The 15592-nt window shown below is 58.7% G+C and carries 14 protein-coding genes; 5 read left to right on the top strand and 9 right to left on the bottom strand.

What is annotated here, in order from left to right; all coding sequences use genetic code 11:
- Positions 1–64 precede the first annotated feature (64 nt).
- The 4 genes from EN804_RS02320 to EN804_RS37860 all read right to left on the bottom strand — a co-directional run bounded on the left by EN804_RS02320 (position 65) and on the right by EN804_RS37860 (position 3848).
- Positions 65–1219: a porin gene (locus tag EN804_RS02320; RefSeq protein WP_135918621.1), complete on the bottom strand. Its 1155-nt coding sequence runs from the start codon at positions 1217–1219 to the stop codon at positions 65–67.
- A 639-nt stretch (positions 1220–1858) separates the two neighbouring features.
- Positions 1859–2557, bottom strand: a complete 699-nt coding sequence (locus tag EN804_RS02315; RefSeq protein ID WP_135918620.1) for an antitoxin Xre/MbcA/ParS toxin-binding domain-containing protein — start codon at positions 2555–2557, stop codon at positions 1859–1861.
- A gap of 345 nt (positions 2558–2902) precedes the next feature.
- Complete coding sequence (locus tag EN804_RS02310) at positions 2903–3343, bottom strand: MucR family transcriptional regulator (protein ID WP_127410395.1); 441 nt, start codon at positions 3341–3343, stop codon at positions 2903–2905.
- Between the two features lie 217 nt (positions 3344–3560).
- On the bottom strand, positions 3561–3848 hold the full coding sequence (locus EN804_RS37860) for a PilZ domain-containing protein (RefSeq protein WP_135918619.1): 288 nt from the start codon (positions 3846–3848) through the stop codon (positions 3561–3563).
- Between the two features lie 721 nt (positions 3849–4569).
- Here EN804_RS37860 and EN804_RS02300 point away from each other — a divergent pair.
- From EN804_RS02300 to EN804_RS02285, 4 genes are all read left to right on the top strand, one after another.
- Positions 4570–4785 (top strand): hypothetical protein, encoded by a 216-nt coding sequence (locus EN804_RS02300; RefSeq protein WP_135918618.1) that lies wholly within the window; start codon positions 4570–4572, stop codon positions 4783–4785.
- 9 nt (positions 4786–4794) lie between these two features.
- Complete coding sequence (locus EN804_RS02295) at positions 4795–5151, top strand: DUF2958 domain-containing protein (protein WP_135918617.1); 357 nt, start codon at positions 4795–4797, stop codon at positions 5149–5151.
- Between the two features lie 248 nt (positions 5152–5399).
- On the top strand, positions 5400–6287 hold the full coding sequence (locus EN804_RS02290) for a hypothetical protein (RefSeq protein ID WP_135918616.1): 888 nt from the start codon (positions 5400–5402) through the stop codon (positions 6285–6287).
- Between the two features lie 127 nt (positions 6288–6414).
- The gene (locus EN804_RS02285) at positions 6415–6690 is read left to right on the top strand and encodes a DUF2285 domain-containing protein (RefSeq protein WP_135918768.1); all 276 of its coding nucleotides are present in this window, start codon (positions 6415–6417) and stop codon (positions 6688–6690) included.
- 12 nt (positions 6691–6702) lie between these two features.
- Here EN804_RS02285 and EN804_RS02280 read toward each other — a convergent pair whose 3' ends face one another.
- The 5 genes from EN804_RS02280 to EN804_RS02260 form a co-directional block, all read right to left on the bottom strand.
- The gene (locus EN804_RS02280; RefSeq protein ID WP_135918615.1) at positions 6703–7023 is read right to left on the bottom strand and encodes a DUF2285 domain-containing protein; all 321 of its coding nucleotides are present in this window, start codon (positions 7021–7023) and stop codon (positions 6703–6705) included.
- Between the two features lie 174 nt (positions 7024–7197).
- Complete coding sequence (locus tag EN804_RS02275) at positions 7198–8460, bottom strand: hypothetical protein (protein ID WP_189524426.1); 1263 nt, start codon at positions 8458–8460, stop codon at positions 7198–7200.
- 42 nt (positions 8461–8502) lie between these two features.
- The gene (locus tag EN804_RS02270; RefSeq protein ID WP_135918613.1) at positions 8503–9819 is read right to left on the bottom strand and encodes an AAA family ATPase; all 1317 of its coding nucleotides are present in this window, start codon (positions 9817–9819) and stop codon (positions 8503–8505) included.
- A 16-nt stretch (positions 9820–9835) separates the two neighbouring features.
- Positions 9836–11335, bottom strand: coding sequence for a DNA (cytosine-5-)-methyltransferase (gene dcm / locus EN804_RS02265; RefSeq protein WP_135918612.1), 1500 nt, complete (start codon positions 11333–11335; stop codon positions 9836–9838).
- A gap of 99 nt (positions 11336–11434) precedes the next feature.
- The gene (locus tag EN804_RS02260; protein ID WP_281404916.1) at positions 11435–11878 is read right to left on the bottom strand and encodes a very short patch repair endonuclease; all 444 of its coding nucleotides are present in this window, start codon (positions 11876–11878) and stop codon (positions 11435–11437) included.
- Positions 11879–12947: 1069 nt separating this feature from the next.
- Between EN804_RS02260 and EN804_RS02255 the strand changes: the two genes are divergently transcribed.
- The gene (locus EN804_RS02255) at positions 12948–14885 is read left to right on the top strand and encodes a ParB/RepB/Spo0J family partition protein (protein ID WP_135918610.1); all 1938 of its coding nucleotides are present in this window, start codon (positions 12948–12950) and stop codon (positions 14883–14885) included.
- The last annotated feature ends 707 nt before the right edge of the window (positions 14886–15592 follow it).

The following is a 15592-nucleotide window of genomic DNA, read 5'->3' as shown; positions in this document are numbered from 1 at the left end:
CTGGGTTGGGAAGCCACCGCGTCCGCATTCGCGTGCTGCCAACGCTGTGGTTCAGAGGCGACAGTTAGAACGAACGCTGGAAGCGGAGGATGCCCCCAATGTTGTTTTTCTTGTCGGCTTTGGTCCAGTTGGTGACGGTGTCATCGCCAACGTGCAAGTAGTCGACTTCGGCCGTGACCTTGAAGCCCTTGACGATTTCATAGGCAATGTTCGCCGCGACGCCGAAGTTCTTGCCTTCATCATAGGAGATCTGGGTGTTGAACGAGGTCTTCTCGTTGAACTTGTAGGTGCCGCCGCCCCAGACTGCCCAGTTGCCGCTCCATTGCTTATAGAAACCGCGGCCGTGAGCATCGATGACGTTGCCGGCATCGTCGTTGAGGTTGTCGTCGGTGCCGTAGCCGCCCATCACGAACAGCGACAGTTCATCGCTGGCTTTGACGTCCAAGCGGACCTTGCCGGCGACTTCTTCGTAGTTGCTGTCGTAGGCGACGACGCCGCTGATCCCGCCCCAGCCCTGTGTGTACTTCACGCCGCCGACCACATGCGGAACATAGCTGTCGATGGTGCCGACAGTGCCGGATCCTTCTTCGAGCGAGACCACGGCCGAAAAGCCGTTGCCGGCGTCGAAGTTGTACTGGACGACGTTGGTGTCGAAATCACCGTAGGGAACCAGCGTGTCGTTGATGACGTTGCCGGCATAGCCGATGAACGTATCGAAGGCCGATTCGTCCTTACCGACGCGCAGGCCGCCGAGCTGGATCCAGGCGAAGTTCAGCGTAACGCCCTTGTTGACGGCGGGGTTGTCGGTGACGACGCCCCTTACGACGGAGGCTGTAGCGTTGCGGTTGCCGAAGTTGAAGCGGGTCTCGGTGTAGGTCTTCAGAGTCCCGAGTTCGGTTTCCTGGCCGGTCCAGGTCCTCAGCGAGAAACGGGCATTCTTCTTCCAGGTGGCCTGAATGGAGCCGTCCTGGTGATCGACGTTCTTAGCACCATCGAACGACCCGATGTCGCCACCGGCGATGTCGTAACGGACATAGCCGCCGATGCGCAGGCAGGTTTCGGTGCCAGGAATGTAAAAGTAGCCGGCGCCGTAGACGTCGCAGATCTTGACGTATTCAGCGGGCTCCGGCTCGGCGACGGTCACCGCATCGGCGGCGCGGGCACCGGAAACTGCGATCAGGGCCGCAGCTGAGCCGAGAAGAAGGCTCTTGATGTTCATTTTTCAGATCTCCAGACAAAAGTTAAAACGGGTTTGATTTCTTTGCTGAAGGGCAGCGTTGCCACCCCATCCCCAACTATTGAAAAAGAAGCGCATCGCGCCGCCCTTTCGCCCCCGACATGGCCTAACCCGCGGCGGCGTTCAACAGAGATTGTCTTCGAAGCAGGCCTTTTGGAATCTTATGAAAGTATTGTTGCGCAAATATCACGTTTTCTACATGAAAATGGGACATCTTAAACAACTGGCACGAGTGAAACACGAACTTAGATTTGAACTATATGGCGACTAAACCGATTTAGATGATTTTATGAAGAATATCATGTTGGGGACCAAAAGAGATTCGCCCTCTGCGCGCTCACCTTTCGGGAAACCCGAGGCATTGCCGCCATCCGAGTGACCAACGCTAAGAGAGCGCCTATCTCTTCAGAGCCGTCTGTCCGAAGCTTGGGATTATGCGGCGTTGGCGCTGCCGTTCGCCGACACGCCCCATATCGGTCATCATTCCGGCAGAAGCGCTCACGCAGAATGGGATCGTGCCGGCTTACCCGGGCGAAGGCTGAAGGTGCCGTGGAACATTGAACTTCCTGTTCTTGCGTGTGCCGCAAGCTGGAGCCGACGGCATAGGCCCAGTGAAGAAGCTCAAGTCGACGAAAATTTGCGGGCAGCCGACACGACGTCACACACCATGTCCTGCTTGAGCACCTCGATCGGAATGCGTCCCTGGAGTTGCGGCGAAGGGCGGGTCAGCCAGAACCACGCCAGCCGTGGATTCCCGATTGCCGACATCACTTCGCTAATCCCCGATGCCGGTCTGCCGTCGACGAATTGGGCGAGCGGGAAGACATGTTTGCGGCCACCCTTGCGCAAGGCAATAACCTCATTGCGCCTTTGCCAGCGATGCAGCGTCGAGCGCGGTATGCGGAAATGCTCTTCCAGAAAGGTCGATCCGGCGACTTCGCCCGCCCAGTCCTCAATCAGCGCCGATTGCAGATCGTTTGTCCGCTTTGCTGGTGAGGGTGCTGCGATTGCCGGCATCGGGCCATCATCCGCGCGATTGGCACTGGCGGAGCCGCCGCGTGCGAACTCCCCCAATCTCCGGAAGATTTCCGGGGCGAGCGCAGCGCATTCGCCCTTGAAAGGGCCGATCGCGAGTCGCTGTGCTTGTGGAAGGAAGGGGACGGCGGCGGCGAGGCTGCCGGCGATGGTGCTGGCTGAAACCAGAGTTTGTGTGTCGAGAACAATACCGTGCTGGATCAGGGCCTGTTGCACGGCTTCCGCCACCAGGTCTGCCAAGGCATCCTGCGAGACCCCGTGTGTTCGATTTTGAAATCTGGTCATGTAACTGTCTTGCGCGCCCCTCGCTCCCGTCACCGGCTGCGGGACGCATCGGTTTTTCGTTTAGGTGCGAATTATGACGGAAGCGCGACATAGGCGGCCGAAGAAGCCTTCGTTCGAGGGAACGACGAAGGTTACCAACAAAAAGGGCCGCATCCGCAGCCCTTTTTTACCAAATTATATTGTTTTACGTTTTATATTTTCTCCCTATGCGAGAGAAACGAGAAACGCCGTCTTCTCTTATGACTTTCCTTGTTCTGGCGTGGTGCGCCAATCGTGGGTGGCGTCGATGTGATTGCGGTGATTCTTTGCTCGGGCCAAAAGCTCCGACCTAGTCTTGTCCATGCCTTAGGCGTTCGCCTTGCGCCTCGAGGAAGACTTTTTGACTGGAGCCGCCTTTCTCCCCAAGCCTAGCGATTTCGCGAGCGCTGATCGGGCTGCCGAGTAATTCGGGGCGACCATGGGATAATCTTTTGCCAATCCCCATTTCGTCCGGTATTCATCAGGCGTCATGCCGTGCCTGACTGCGAGATGGCGCTTAAGTGACTTGTATTTCTGACCGTCTTCCAGGCTGATGATATAATCCGGGTAAATCGACTTTTTGGGATTAACTGCCGGCTTTAGGCTAGGCGCTTCAGGCGGGGTTGCATTTCCAATATTAGACAATGCCGAATTCACACTGGCGATCAAATCCGGCAATCCAGATGCCGGCACCGGGTTCTTCTGGACATAAGCGGAAACGATATCAGCAGTAAGTTCGATGAGATTATTGCCTGATTCCAGGGACATCTTTGTTCTCCTCAATTCCCCCCAGATTCCCATACCCGCCAAATCCGGAATGTGCAATATGCGAATATTCTGGCTAAGAGCTCTACACGCGCAATTTCGCAGCGTTCGCGACTTTCTACTGAGGATAGGTCACGTCGTGGTCTACGTCGCACGGTTGAGGGTGCAAAGAATCCTGTTTCCATTATTTGGCTGGAATAGGCTCAAGCCGGTCGCACACTCAACCGTAGTGCCAATGTGGCTTAGGCTCTGTGCCCAAGAACATAACTCCGAGCTTGTCCCCTCGGCGCCACCGGACCACTGTTTTATAACCTACCCCATCAGTCGGGATGTAAAGAAGGAATTCATTTGGAACGCGCGCGTCAATTGACACTTGCAGCTCCGCGCCTTGCGAATGCATGTTTCGTACGGTGCACTTGACTTCAGAATTTGAAATACCCGAGAGAATCGACGCTCCTTTGAGAACGCGCCGACGCCGCTGCTCCCTTGATTCTTTTCCGCCGTCCATAGAACACCCAAGGTAAGATCGGCTCGCGCTCTGCCACAGCCAGCTTGCGCTCCGGGAGGTCACGTCGCAAAACCCGGTAACATTACTGTTGTCTGGTAGCAATGACCGAAACAGAAGCTAGTATTACAGTTGCGTTGTGAGTTGCATTACTCACTTCCTCGTTCCGCGCGCGGAATTGAAAAGGATTATTGGCGCCGATTGAGCTGGATCTCGTCTCCCCACCGGATGGCAAACGTATTCTTGACGGCCTTGCGTCGTGCCCTAATCGCGATTTTAGGCCTGCATCCATGTCTGCAGCATGGCCCAGCAGACTGCAGGAGCTTCTCGTTCCCATCGCAACTCCTTCACCGGATGGGACGGCGGGTATGCATTGCACGACGGCCAGGACCGGGAGGAGGCGGCCTGATCGGAGCGGAGTCCCAAGGTTACAGCTGGCAGCTGCTCCATGGCGAAACCTTCATTTCCTGGGCTGGTTGTCGTCTGATGTGACGCTCTAGCGATAAGCCGGGTTGACGTTTTTCCCTTGTCTGTCGGCCAACAGCCTTTCCTGTTGCTGTCTTGGCCGGAGCTGATGACGTTCCTTTTATCCGGCCCAGCCGTCTTGTCCCGTTCCTGCCCGGTCCATTCGCTACGCTCCCGTGTTGGGGACAATCCGGCTCAGTGCGCCGTCTCCTTTGGAACCGTCCTCCGGGACAGAAACCAGCAACCAAAGGAAAAGACCATGACCAACAGACGTAACTCCGAAACGAAACCCGAGCCGAAATCGCCGCTCTACCACGCCTATACCGTGCGCGACGGCAAGGACGGCCAGAAGGGCTTCTGGACCCGCATCGGCGCCTTCTTCGCCCATGACGACGGCGAGGGCGGCACGCTCCTTCTCGAGGCCTTGCCCATCGACGGCCGCGTTGTCCTCCGTGCACCGAAGTCCGACGAGTAGGAGGCGGCCATGCAGATCCTCACCCAGAGTCTGCGGGAAAAGCTGCTGGCGAATGGTCGCCAGCAGCAGCCCCTCCGCGGGACCGCACACGAAATCGACTTCGTCCCGGTCGTCAAGCTGTTCACCCCGGACGCCGGTGCGACCTGGCTCCTGACCGAAATCGACCCGGATGACCCGGATATCGCGTTTGGCCTCTGTGATCTCGGGCTTGGCTGCCCGGAAATGGGCAACGTCAGCCTCTCTGAGCTGTTCGCGCTACGCGGGCCGCTCGGCCTGCCGGTCGAGACGGACTTGTATTTCGAGGCGGACAAGCCGCTGTCGGTCTATGCCAGCGAGGCTCGACGCCTCGGGCGTATCCGGGTGTAGATGCACCCGGCGTTCGGTCAACGCCGTCCATCGGCACGGCGTTGAGTCGCGAAACCACCAGGGGGCGCGGTTCGCGCCTAGGCGGGATCTCCGCGAGCAATGGTGGCTCCTAAGCCGTCCAGGAGCCGCAGGGCGGCATGCAATTAGGTCGTGGCACGCGTCAGCAGTGTCCAACCCTGAGGGGTAATCTGCTACTGTGCCCGCCCATGCCGATTGGACGATTCAGCGCGAAGGCCGGGGGACACCCAGTGGGAATCAGAAAGCTCTGGCGAGACTTTGTTGCGGGGTTCCGGGCGGAACAGGCGGGCGGAGAAGAGCTACGGGAATTTGAGGAAGAACAAGAGATTCAGCGGCTCGGCGCCCAGTGGGGCAAGGCCAAGACACCTGCCGAGCGGGAGGCCGCCGGCTTAGAGGCCGTCACATATGCGATCTATGGAGCTAAAGCTGAGCCCAGGGGCCCCCATTTAGCTGAAAAAGAAGAACTGGAATGGTCGGACAACCCCGGCGCGCGCGAAGCCTATCTGATCAAAAGATGGCACAATCCATATTTTGGGCCGTCCAGGCGAATTGTTTCGGCAGAAGAGCTTTCTGAGGCGAAGAAGGCTGACAGCGATAGGTCCCTATTGGCCCGGAGCTTGCTGTCCAGTCTCGCAAGGGAAATCGGAGAGCTGCCTTCGCCGATGACAGTTGCAGATTTGCATAAAGCTCGAACAGCCCTCGACGAACTGATCCGATTTGCCGTGAGCGCGGGCGGCCCGGCGAAAGATGTAGCCGTGCAGGCTGACCGGATACGAGAAACTGTCCTCTTGACCATACGTGAGGCCTACGCCGGTGACGAGGAAATGCTGGAGAAGATTGAACAGGCGGATACTTATCACAAGGACCATGTCCGAAAATTCTATTTGCCGATCATGGCCGAGATCATCGGCACGGAGAGAATCACCCCTGATGAGGAGCTGGTTCCCTCACTCCTTTCTGAAGATCCGGCCACAATTGCAATTGTTCTCGATTCACTTCCCGAGGACGACCGCGGGGTTATGCAGGCAGCCGCTATGAAGCTGATTCTAAGAGCATTGGAAGAAGGCTACATTGATCCCCAGCTCGATAAAAAGCTGAGCGTTGTTGCGCGTGAATAGCCCTGCGGGCGAGATCGACCGAGTCCAGCCGATCGAATTCCCAACTAAAGCCAGAGGGGTTGAAAGCGTCCCAATCGGCGCTACTCTGGCGTGTAAGGGTGGGCTGTTGATCGAAAGCGAGATGTCGATGGTATTCAAATCACGCCAATCGTCGGACAAAGCCGTTCCGACCGAAGTCCCATGGTCGGATAGTCTCACCACGTACGACAGGGAGCATTTCACAACCTATATGCAGTTTCTGGACTTCGGTGCGGATAATGCCACCTACGAGGAAATGGCACTGGAGATCCTCGGCATCGATCCTGAACTTGAGCCGGAACGCGCTCGCAAAGCCGCCCGCAGCCACCTCGACCGGGCGAACTGGATGATGACGACGGGTTACAAGGAGCTTTTCGCGAGTTAGCCGCTCAATATCTCAATGCGGGGCGCCACCTGCCAGCAAATATTTGCAGCCGTTCGTCGTCATCCACCGCGCACGCGCAAGATGCGTTTCCCAGGCCCGGAAAGCACGTTCGGGCTCGGTCTCAGGGTCGATGTGCAGGACGATCTTGGCAACTTCCCGCCAATCGGCGTCGTCGGCGGCTGCGTCAAGAAGGCGAATGTAGGTTAGCAGACGTTCTTCGTCATAGCCGGTAAGGACGTACTCATCCGGTGAAGCTTCGCCGGAGGCGTACGTAAGGACCGGAGAAGTTGGCGCCTCGTCGGCGACATCTGGGTCGAGCGGCGGCTGGAGCATTTTTCCTTTCTAACGATCGTCGTTGGCGAGGGAAAGGGTTCGATGCGGCATCCCCTGCGGCCGAGCCGCAACTGTGACCGTCAGGGTTGGCGGCTGCTTATCGGCAGTTGGCCGGCGTCATACAATGCCTATGTTGCTGATTTGGGGAATTTGCCCCGATCAACCGATCCGATGTCAGGCGGTCATGGCGAAGATTGCCTCCGCCATTGCTTGCTCTTCTGTTGGGAGATCCACGCTGTCTAAGTCGAAGCCGTAAGCTTCAACCGAAATCCCTCCGATCTTACCGATGTGCTTTACGCCTGACGGACTGCCCGGCTTAACCTGATGGATGATCACGGTCTGTGCCGTGCCGTAGGATACTGCATAAGTCACCGCCTGGTTGATGTCCTCGCGCTTCGGCAAATCCTTATACTTGACTTCGGCCACAACGGTCTTGGCAGTGATGCTCGACGCCACGACGATGTCGGGCTGTGCGTGGTGAACCTTCGTGTTCTCGAACAGATATTTTTTCCGCTCAACATTGCCGTCGTATACCCGAACGTCATTGGTTGAGAATGACTGGAGCACACGGCGAATGTAGCATTCGAAGAGATCGTCGAAATTGACGACGAAACTGCGCAGAAGGACGTCGCTGCCCTTTTCCTGTAACGCGATGCCACCGTTGGATAGGATCAGCACGGCGATTTCCAAAGCGCGATAATAGTAGTCACGCTGAGCCGGAAGCTGGCGGCGCTGGATCGTCGCCTTGGCACCCTGGAGATCGGCAATGCTCATGTCTCCGATTGTGGCAGGAAAGCGAAAGTAAGCCTGGTTGGCTTTTTTTATCAGCTCAATGGAAGTAGGGGACGTTGCCCGCAGTCGCTGGAGTAGAAACCGCGTCGCTGACTTGATGACCCGGTTTACCGGGACGTCGGACGTCTGTTCAAATCGCTGCGCCACGACCTTGTGCAGCTGTCCCTTGGACCAGTGCTGTTGAAGGCTCGCTGAAATGTCTATGCGGCCCGAGGGGTGAGTGGTGCTTCGCGCAGACCGAAGATATTCTTTATGCAGACCCAGGAGATCGAGTGACTTTACCGCATCCAATAGATTTCGGCCAAGGAACTCCAAGATGCTGTCTGTCGGGCCGGCATTTGTGAGGTACAGTCTGTCGGCCGATGCGAGCGGCGTCAAAGAGGTGCGAGCAACATCCAACACCCGCGCCAAGTTGCGGACCGGGAGCTTGGGGTTGACCTCGATGGTCACTGTCGACGTCAGCGGGATTAGACCAATGAAGCCGCCGGCTGCGATGATGGCCTTACGCCGCTGGAACCGCAGCGAAAGCAATCCCTTGTCTTCAACTTCGCGAAATATAGGTAGCTCGCCGTCGACCAAGAGATCGGCGAGGTCAAGTTCTATCACCGCCCTGGAATCGACGCTGTAGACGGTCTTGCCGTCCACAGTGGTGACCTTCTGCGCGGCGGCTACCACGACCCCAGACTATTATGCATTGCCCGGTGCCTGGGTGTTGCCCTGCGGAGAGGCCTCTGCGGCCGTCACCGCGGCAATGCATTTCTGCCAGAGCGCCTCGACGGCTTTCTGCGTCTCCGCATCGAAGCGGAAGCGTTTCCTTACGGCGAAGTGGATTTGGGTGTCCCAGACGCGCAGAAGCGACTCCCCGTCCTTCACTGTCCGGAAAAACGCATGCCCGAGTTCAAGGTGAGATTGCAGTTCGTTGAAAAATTCGACGACCGCCCCGAGCGCCGGGCCAGCCATCTTGTTGTCGGTCAAAAAGTCGCGCAGTTTGTCTGCGCTCGGCGGTATTCTGATCTTCGCCCAGCGACGCTCCATTGCAGCGTCAATCTCATCGACCGAGCGATCTTCAGGATTCATAGTCGCGATGAAAACCAGATTCTTCGGGATGTTTACGACACGTCCGGATGGCAGGAAAAAGTCCCTTCCACGATGGGAACCTTCCATATAGGTCATGGTTTCGCCCAGCACCCTAGCGGGATCGGTACGGCTAAACTCATCGATGATCATGACCACCTTGGAGTTCGTTTTCTGAGCCGCTGAGATCATTGTCAGAAGATGTTTGTCGATCAGGCGAAAGCCGCCGGCATCCCGATCCGGAACGTAGCCCTCGACAAAATCCTCGTACTGGTACGACGGATGAAATTGGACCTCGCGGATCAGGGAATCGTAGCCGCCCGTCAGCTTCAGCGCAATCTGCCGAGCGTACCATGTCTTGCCCGTACCCGGGGCCCCCACCAGCATCACGCCGCCCATGTCGTCGTCGTTGATGAGCTTATAGGTCTCCAGCAAAACCGCGTCATTGTCCGGAATGAGCGATTGGACCGGCGTTTCGGGTGTCTCGGCTGAGGCCTGAACCTGCTTCTGAGCCGGCAAGGACAACTTGAACGCCTTGGATCCGGGCACGCGTTTCTCAAGTTCGTCGCGTGATTCTGGCTGGATACTGGAGATCATCGCGCAGATGATCGTCAGGTCCTGCGGCTTTAGGATTTGCACCACTTGGGATGCATAGTTGTTGATACCGACAATCGAGGCATCGGTTAAAAATTGAGTATAGGTGTCCGGCGCACTCTTAAGGAGGTCCTCTTTCTTCACCGTTGTGGGGAAGACGAAGACATCGTCAATTACGATCTCAAAAATCCGCTTCTCGACGGGTTCTGTCAGTTTCTTGAAGGAACAGATGCCGATCGCCCGGATGCCCTGGTCCCAAGGCGTCGGTTGTCCCTTGTTATTGTTACTGCCAAGCCAGATCAGCGCGGTCGAGCCGACATCGAAATCGCTCGGCACCTGACCGCACGTCAATTCAATCGGCGCGGATCTCAATCCTGCCGGGGAGGCGTCTAGCTGTTCTGAAATCGCTGCGCTCGACGGGCCGAGCCGCACGAATGCTGGGCTTGCCAACCTTATTCCCCCCTGAGCCACTGTCACCAACTATGGGTGATTCTCCGGTGGAATGCACCAGTTTCTCCAACGCCGCTCTCATGGGCTGGAAAAGCGTCCGCCCAACTACTTTGACACGGCGCAGAATGCCTGCCGCAGCATTGGGTGTCAGAAAATAGCTGGCATCTGGCGGGACAGCATCTAGGGCGTTGACGAAGAGCGACTGAATAATCTTTGAAGGTGCCGGTGATGCAGTCCCCTCGATGATCATGTCACGGCAGGCTACACCCCCGCTCTTCCATTTCCGAACGAAGCTACCGGCCTTTATCTGATCAGAGATAGCTGCGAATGACAGAATGCGCGTTCCGTTCCGAAGTTCTGGAGCGAGTTTTAACACGTCTTCGAGTAAGTCAATTGTGTTGGGTCTCGGCAATCCAGCAGCGATGATTGCGCTGATCCGCTTGGCAATCCAGGTCACGACGGGAACGGCAACTGCATTGCCTACGGATTTATACCGCTCGGAATCGAAACCCCGCCCGGGTTCCGGAACAGCCGGGTCAGGCATCGTCCATCCTGCCGGGAAGCCTTGGAGGCGTTCACTCTCAGTCGGCGTTGGCCGCCTGACTGCATCGGCGTACGAGATGTAAGACCGGCTCCAGTCGTTGCCTGTATGTCTACCCGAAGTTGCGGCGACACAATATGCGACGTGTGGCACAATGGCGCCCGAGCGATGTTTGGACTCGCTCATGAAGCCTAAACGCTCCGAACCGCGAGCCGCGCTAACCTTCGGCTCGAACAAGGCTTCCGTAGCGCTGTGATAGTCGCCCTTCCACGCACAGATAAATACGCGCGCCCGCGATTGCGCTACGCCAAAGTAGCGGGCGTTCATGACGCGCCAGCTCACGGCATAGCCACGGTCGATCAACTCCATGAGGATCACGCCGAAATCGCATCCTTGATGGGAATTCAGGAGTCCGTGGACATTCTCCAGCAGGAGGACGTTAGGCCGTTTTGCCTCGACTAGTCGCATTAGTTCGAAGAACAGGCTGGTGTGATTACCCTTGAGGCCATTGCGCCCATGATTGCCGCGCGCGAGCGACACGTCCTGACAGGGAAAACCGGCGGTCCAGACGTCCGCCTCCGGCATGTCTGAGGGCATCAGCGTCTTGATGTCCGAAACGCGCTTTGTCTTAGGCCAGTGCTTTTTCAAGATTGTCTGGCAGAACTTGTCGAGTTCGCACTGCATCACGACATCGCCGTCCGCAACGTCAAACGCTCTGTCGAAGCCGCCGATGCCGGCGAAGAGGGAAATTACCTTGAGTTTGTTCGGCTGCGAATTCCGGGGCGATAACTCGCCCTTGCCTGAGTCCGTTATTTCAGCTTCGGCGGAAGAGAATCCTTCGGGTCTGACGGCCTTGTTCATAGGTCGAATCGTCCTCGCAGCCAAATAAGGGATAACAGATTCGCTGTAGAATGTACTCGATTTGATCTCAATCCCGTTGCGACGCCGGACCGGCGTTTGTTAGGCAACTGTGATTTCCGAGGCACACACCCGCCCGCCGATAGGACCAAGGAATGCTGCGATCTTTTCAGCAAGCGGAGCCCGACCTGCTCGCCTTGTTTCGCACTCCCAGAGCGTCATGACACTCCATCCCGCGGTTCTCAACGCCGCCTCTGTTCGAATGTCCCTGTCGCGGTTGGCGATAATCTTGGTCGCCCAGTAGCCGGCGTTATCCTTGGGTGCGCGGAATCCGCGCCGACAGTCGTGGCCGTGCCAGAAGCATCCATTGACGAAGATAATTTTACGCCGTCCTGGGAAAACGAGGTCTGGCTTGCCGGGAAGGCTTTTGGAGTGCAACCGGAAGCGATATCCAAGGGAGTAGGCGAGACGTCGCACGACCATCTCGGGATTGGTGTCCCGAGACTTGATTGCTCTCATATTTGCGCTGCGCTGCGGGGTCGGCAAAATCCAAATGTCGCAAGTTACGGAAGAGGGCGATCTTGAACATTACCGCATATTAATGGACGACAGGTACGGATGCAAAACTGCGCCTTTCGTCGGCGGTCGGTCCCGCGTCCGAGCGCCGGAAAAACTGGCAAGGAATAGAATGGTGAAAGTCCATTTCAGTGAAGGAGTAGCAATCCAATTGGCTCCGAGCCGTGCGCTGACGCCCGCGAGGTCCGCTATGGCGGTCTCAGGGCCACGAGACTGACTTGGTCTCGCTGGCGGGCGTTTCTGTGCCTCCGCTCTTGTCTGCCGTTGTTTGGCCATAGATGAGGCCAGTGTGCACGTTCTCCGGCGCCGAGCCTCAATGCCCGCGTATGGGAGTGATGAGCAGCTAAATCCTGTCTGGCGAGCAGGCTATTGGTGCTACCGACCTGAGTAGCATCCCATCGGCTTTGAGACGAAGGAAAACCGCAAACCAAAAGCGGTAGTCACGGTCGCGCACGTCGAAATGAGCGTTCAACGCGCAACGGGCCGCAGCAGTGACTGCATCCGTACCATAGACCTTAAGGGCGGCATTTGCCGCCTCACCGGGGTCGCCAAAGTCCCAAAAGTTCAGACTGAGCACTCGAAATACCTCCGCGCCAACTGGATGTGAATTCGATTCTCGAAGTCAGATTTAGGCCGCGGGTGGAATCGTCATACGGCGCCCTTCGCCGGGGGCTGTCGGTCCCGCATCCCGCCTGACGGCGGCGCTATGCTGATGCTCCTACGGCCGCCCTGTTGAACCGGTCTCAGAGCCACGAACTTTCTCCAGCACCGAACTGACTTGGTCCCGCTGGAGGGCATTTCGGTGCTTCCGCCTTGTACGCCCTTTTTTGCTTTGGTTGGGAGAGAGGCGCGCCGGCCCTCTCTCCCCGCAAGCCCCGCCGGCGGTCTCCCCCATCTTCCTGCGCTTCGCTCCGTGCAGCCCGGGGATACCCCTCCGCCGCCGTGGCTTGCCCCCTCACTCCCCGCTGCTCGCCGCGAGGCAGGGGTTCAGGTGGCCTGAACCCTTCAGGTCAACCTGAGAGCAACAAGGAGCAAGACCATGACCACGAATGAAACCACCATCCCGCTCGGCAAGCTGGTGCCGAGCAAATCCAACGTACGGCGCATCACAGACAAGGGCGACCGGGTAGCCCTGGCCGCCAGCATCGAGCATCACGGCCTCATCCAGAACCTCGTCGTCCGCAAGGCGGAGAAAGGAAACAAATACGAAGTGGTGGCCGGTGGCCGTCGCCTTGACGCCTTAACCCTTCTGATGAAGGACGGGCGCAGTGTCGAGGGTGTGACCGTCACCAAGGACTATCCGGTGCGGGTGGTGATGAAAGCCGAGGGAAGCGACACGGAGATTTCGCTGGCGGAGAACGTGCAGCGCGTCGGCATGCACCCTGTCGATGAAATCACCGCCTACCGCGAGTTGGTCGAGCAGGGCGCGGAGGTCGAGAACATCGCCGCCCGGTTCGGGCAGTCGGTGGTGACCGTCCGGCAGCGGCTTAAGCTGGCGAGCCTGTCGCCGCGCATCCTTGACGTGATGCGTGACGATGAAATCAGCCTTGAGCAGGCGCGGGCGCTCGCCATCAGCGACGACCACGAAGCGCAGGAGAAGGCATGGTTCGAGCAGTCCAACTGGAACCGTGACCCGCGCAGCCTGCGGGCGTTCCTGACGCAGGCGCACGTGCGGGCGACCGACCGGTTAGCGCGCTATGTCGGGCTGGAGGCTTATGAGCAGGCCGGGGGCGGGGTGCTGCGGGACCTGTTCGCGGAAGACGCCACCACCTATCTCACCGACCGGCCCTTGCTGGTGACGCTGGCGAGCGGGCGATTGGAGGTCGTGGCCGAGGAACTGCGGCAGCGCGGCTGGAAATGGGCTGAGGTCTCGCTTGAGAGCAACATCAGCTATGGCGGCGGGTTCGGGCGTATCCACATGCGCAACCGGACGCTTGAAGAAGGCGAGCAGGCGGAGCTTGACGCTTTGGATGCAGAGTTCGACGCACTTGCCGAGCGGATTGACGGGTATGACGAGGGCGACCCGCAGCTTGAGGCAGACGAGCAGCGGCAGCAGGAGGTGTCTGCGCGCATCGACGCCATCCAGTCGGCCAGCCAGTCGTTCGACCCGCAGGAAGTGGCGGCGGCGGGGTGCCTTGTCGGCATCGGCTACGATGGCGCGCTTGAGGTCGTTCAAGGTCTCGTGAAGCCTGAGGACCAGAAGGCGCTTGCCGCGATGCGGGCACCTGACGGAGAGCAGGAAGAAGGTGATGAGGCCGAGAGTGACGAGGAAGCCGAGACCAAGGCGAGCGGCCTCTCCGCAAGTTTGGTAGAGGAACTGACCGCTATCCGCACGGCGGCGATGCGCGTGGAATTGGCAGCGCGACCGGAGGTGGCATTGGCGGCTATGTTGATGCCACTCTTGAGCCGCACGTTCCATGCCTACGCGCTGCGTTCGGGTATGGATGCCGCCGTGGAAGTCCGGGGCGAATGCCTGACCCTGTCGACCAGCATCAAGGAGCCGGATGCCTGCCGTGCCCTGTCGGGCTGGAACGACATCATCGAGGGTTGGAGCCACCATATTCCCGGTGAACCGGCAGAGCTGTGGCCGTGGCTGTTGAAGCAGGAGCTCGCTCGCCTGCTCGACCTGTTGGCGGTCGTGTCTGCCGCGAACCTGAACGCGGTGACAGCCCGGTACAACGCCAGCCGCAGCAGGCTTGCCCAGGCGGACGGGATTGGCGAGGCGGTGGGATTGGACATGCAGCGGTGGTGGGAGCCCGGAGCGCCCTTTCTGGCGCGTTTGTCCAAGGCTGACATTGCCGACATCCTGCGCGAGGCCGGATGCGCCGAAACCGCCGCCAAAGCGGTCGAGCGCTCGCCGAAGGACGAGGCTGTAGCTCTGGCCGAAAAGGAACTGGCCGGGAAGGGTTGGCTGCCGATGCCGTTGCGCGGGACGAGGAAGGCCGAACCGTCTGTCATGGCGGAGGCGGCTGAATAGTCAGCCGTATCTTCGCAGGAAAGCCCGGTGCCGGTGACGGTGCCGGGCTTTGTTGCTTAGGGCGAGGGTCCCACACCCACCCTCGCGCTCCCGCCCGCCCACAAGAGGGGCCCGCCACCGAAGCGCCAGGCGGCCTCCTGGCTCGGACGTTCAAGGTATTTCGTACGGCGTTCTCGCCATGTGTCCGTTTACCGATGGCTCCGATAGTAGGGGCGCACATAGGTCCCGTTCTTGCGGAAATAGCCCCTGACATAGTTGGTTCTAGGCAACCCAGTGACGCAGCTGATGGCGCCGTACTGATTGGGAGAAACGCAACCTGACGAGCCAGAGCCCGTCGATGGCTTGTAGCTGCCAGGCGAAGCCTGAGCCGAGCTTTGCGCGGATGCGGCAGCAACGCCTGTTTCGCCCGCGATATCCGCTGGCGATGTTCCGCCTTTCGAAGGCGACATCGCGCCTAGGACAACGTCTGCGTTGTTGCCGAAGGCGACCTGACCGGTTCGGCCATCGGAGGTTTCGACATAACCGGACCCACTCATTCCGTCAGCGGCGCGAGTAACGACCGCGCGACCGAATTTCCCGTTGGAACAGGTTACGGGGACCGAGATGGTAGGCGAGGTGTCGAGCGCGTTGTAGGTGCCGCTGCACTTGAGCGACCCATCGGCAGTAGCGACTTTGAATGTTCCGCCGGAGACAGCAGCCGTGGTCGT

This window comes from Mesorhizobium sp. M8A.F.Ca.ET.161.01.1.1 (genome assembly GCF_004792105.1).
Lineage (GTDB): Bacteria > Pseudomonadota > Alphaproteobacteria > Rhizobiales > Rhizobiaceae > Mesorhizobium.
Note: the sequence above shows the minus strand (reverse complement) of the source record. Positions and strands in the feature narration are given on the sequence as shown.

What these genes read in the sequence shown, in the direction of transcription:
- EN804_RS02320 (WP_135918621.1), bottom strand. Translation starts at nt 1,219, where the DNA reads ATGAACATCAAGAGCCTTCTTCTCGGCTCAGCTGCGGCCCTGATCGCA.
- EN804_RS02315 (WP_135918620.1), bottom strand. Translation starts at nt 2,557, where the DNA reads ATGACCAGATTTCAAAATCGAACACACGGGGTCTCGCAGGATGCCTTG.
- EN804_RS02310 (WP_127410395.1), bottom strand. Translation starts at nt 3,343, where the DNA reads ATGTCCCTGGAATCAGGCAATAATCTCATCGAACTTACTGCTGATATC.
- EN804_RS37860 (WP_135918619.1), bottom strand. Translation starts at nt 3,848, where the DNA reads ATGGACGGCGGAAAAGAATCAAGGGAGCAGCGGCGTCGGCGCGTTCTC.
- EN804_RS02300 (WP_135918618.1), top strand. Translation starts at nt 4,570, where the DNA reads ATGACCAACAGACGTAACTCCGAAACGAAACCCGAGCCGAAATCGCCG.
- EN804_RS02295 (WP_135918617.1), top strand. Translation starts at nt 4,795, where the DNA reads ATGCAGATCCTCACCCAGAGTCTGCGGGAAAAGCTGCTGGCGAATGGT.
- EN804_RS02285 (WP_135918768.1), top strand. Translation starts at nt 6,415, where the DNA reads ATGGTATTCAAATCACGCCAATCGTCGGACAAAGCCGTTCCGACCGAA.
- EN804_RS02280 (WP_135918615.1), bottom strand. Translation starts at nt 7,023, where the DNA reads ATGCTCCAGCCGCCGCTCGACCCAGATGTCGCCGACGAGGCGCCAACT.
- dcm (WP_135918612.1), bottom strand. Translation starts at nt 11,335, where the DNA reads ATGAACAAGGCCGTCAGACCCGAAGGATTCTCTTCCGCCGAAGCTGAA.
- EN804_RS02255 (WP_135918610.1), top strand. Translation starts at nt 12,948, where the DNA reads ATGACCACGAATGAAACCACCATCCCGCTCGGCAAGCTGGTGCCGAGC.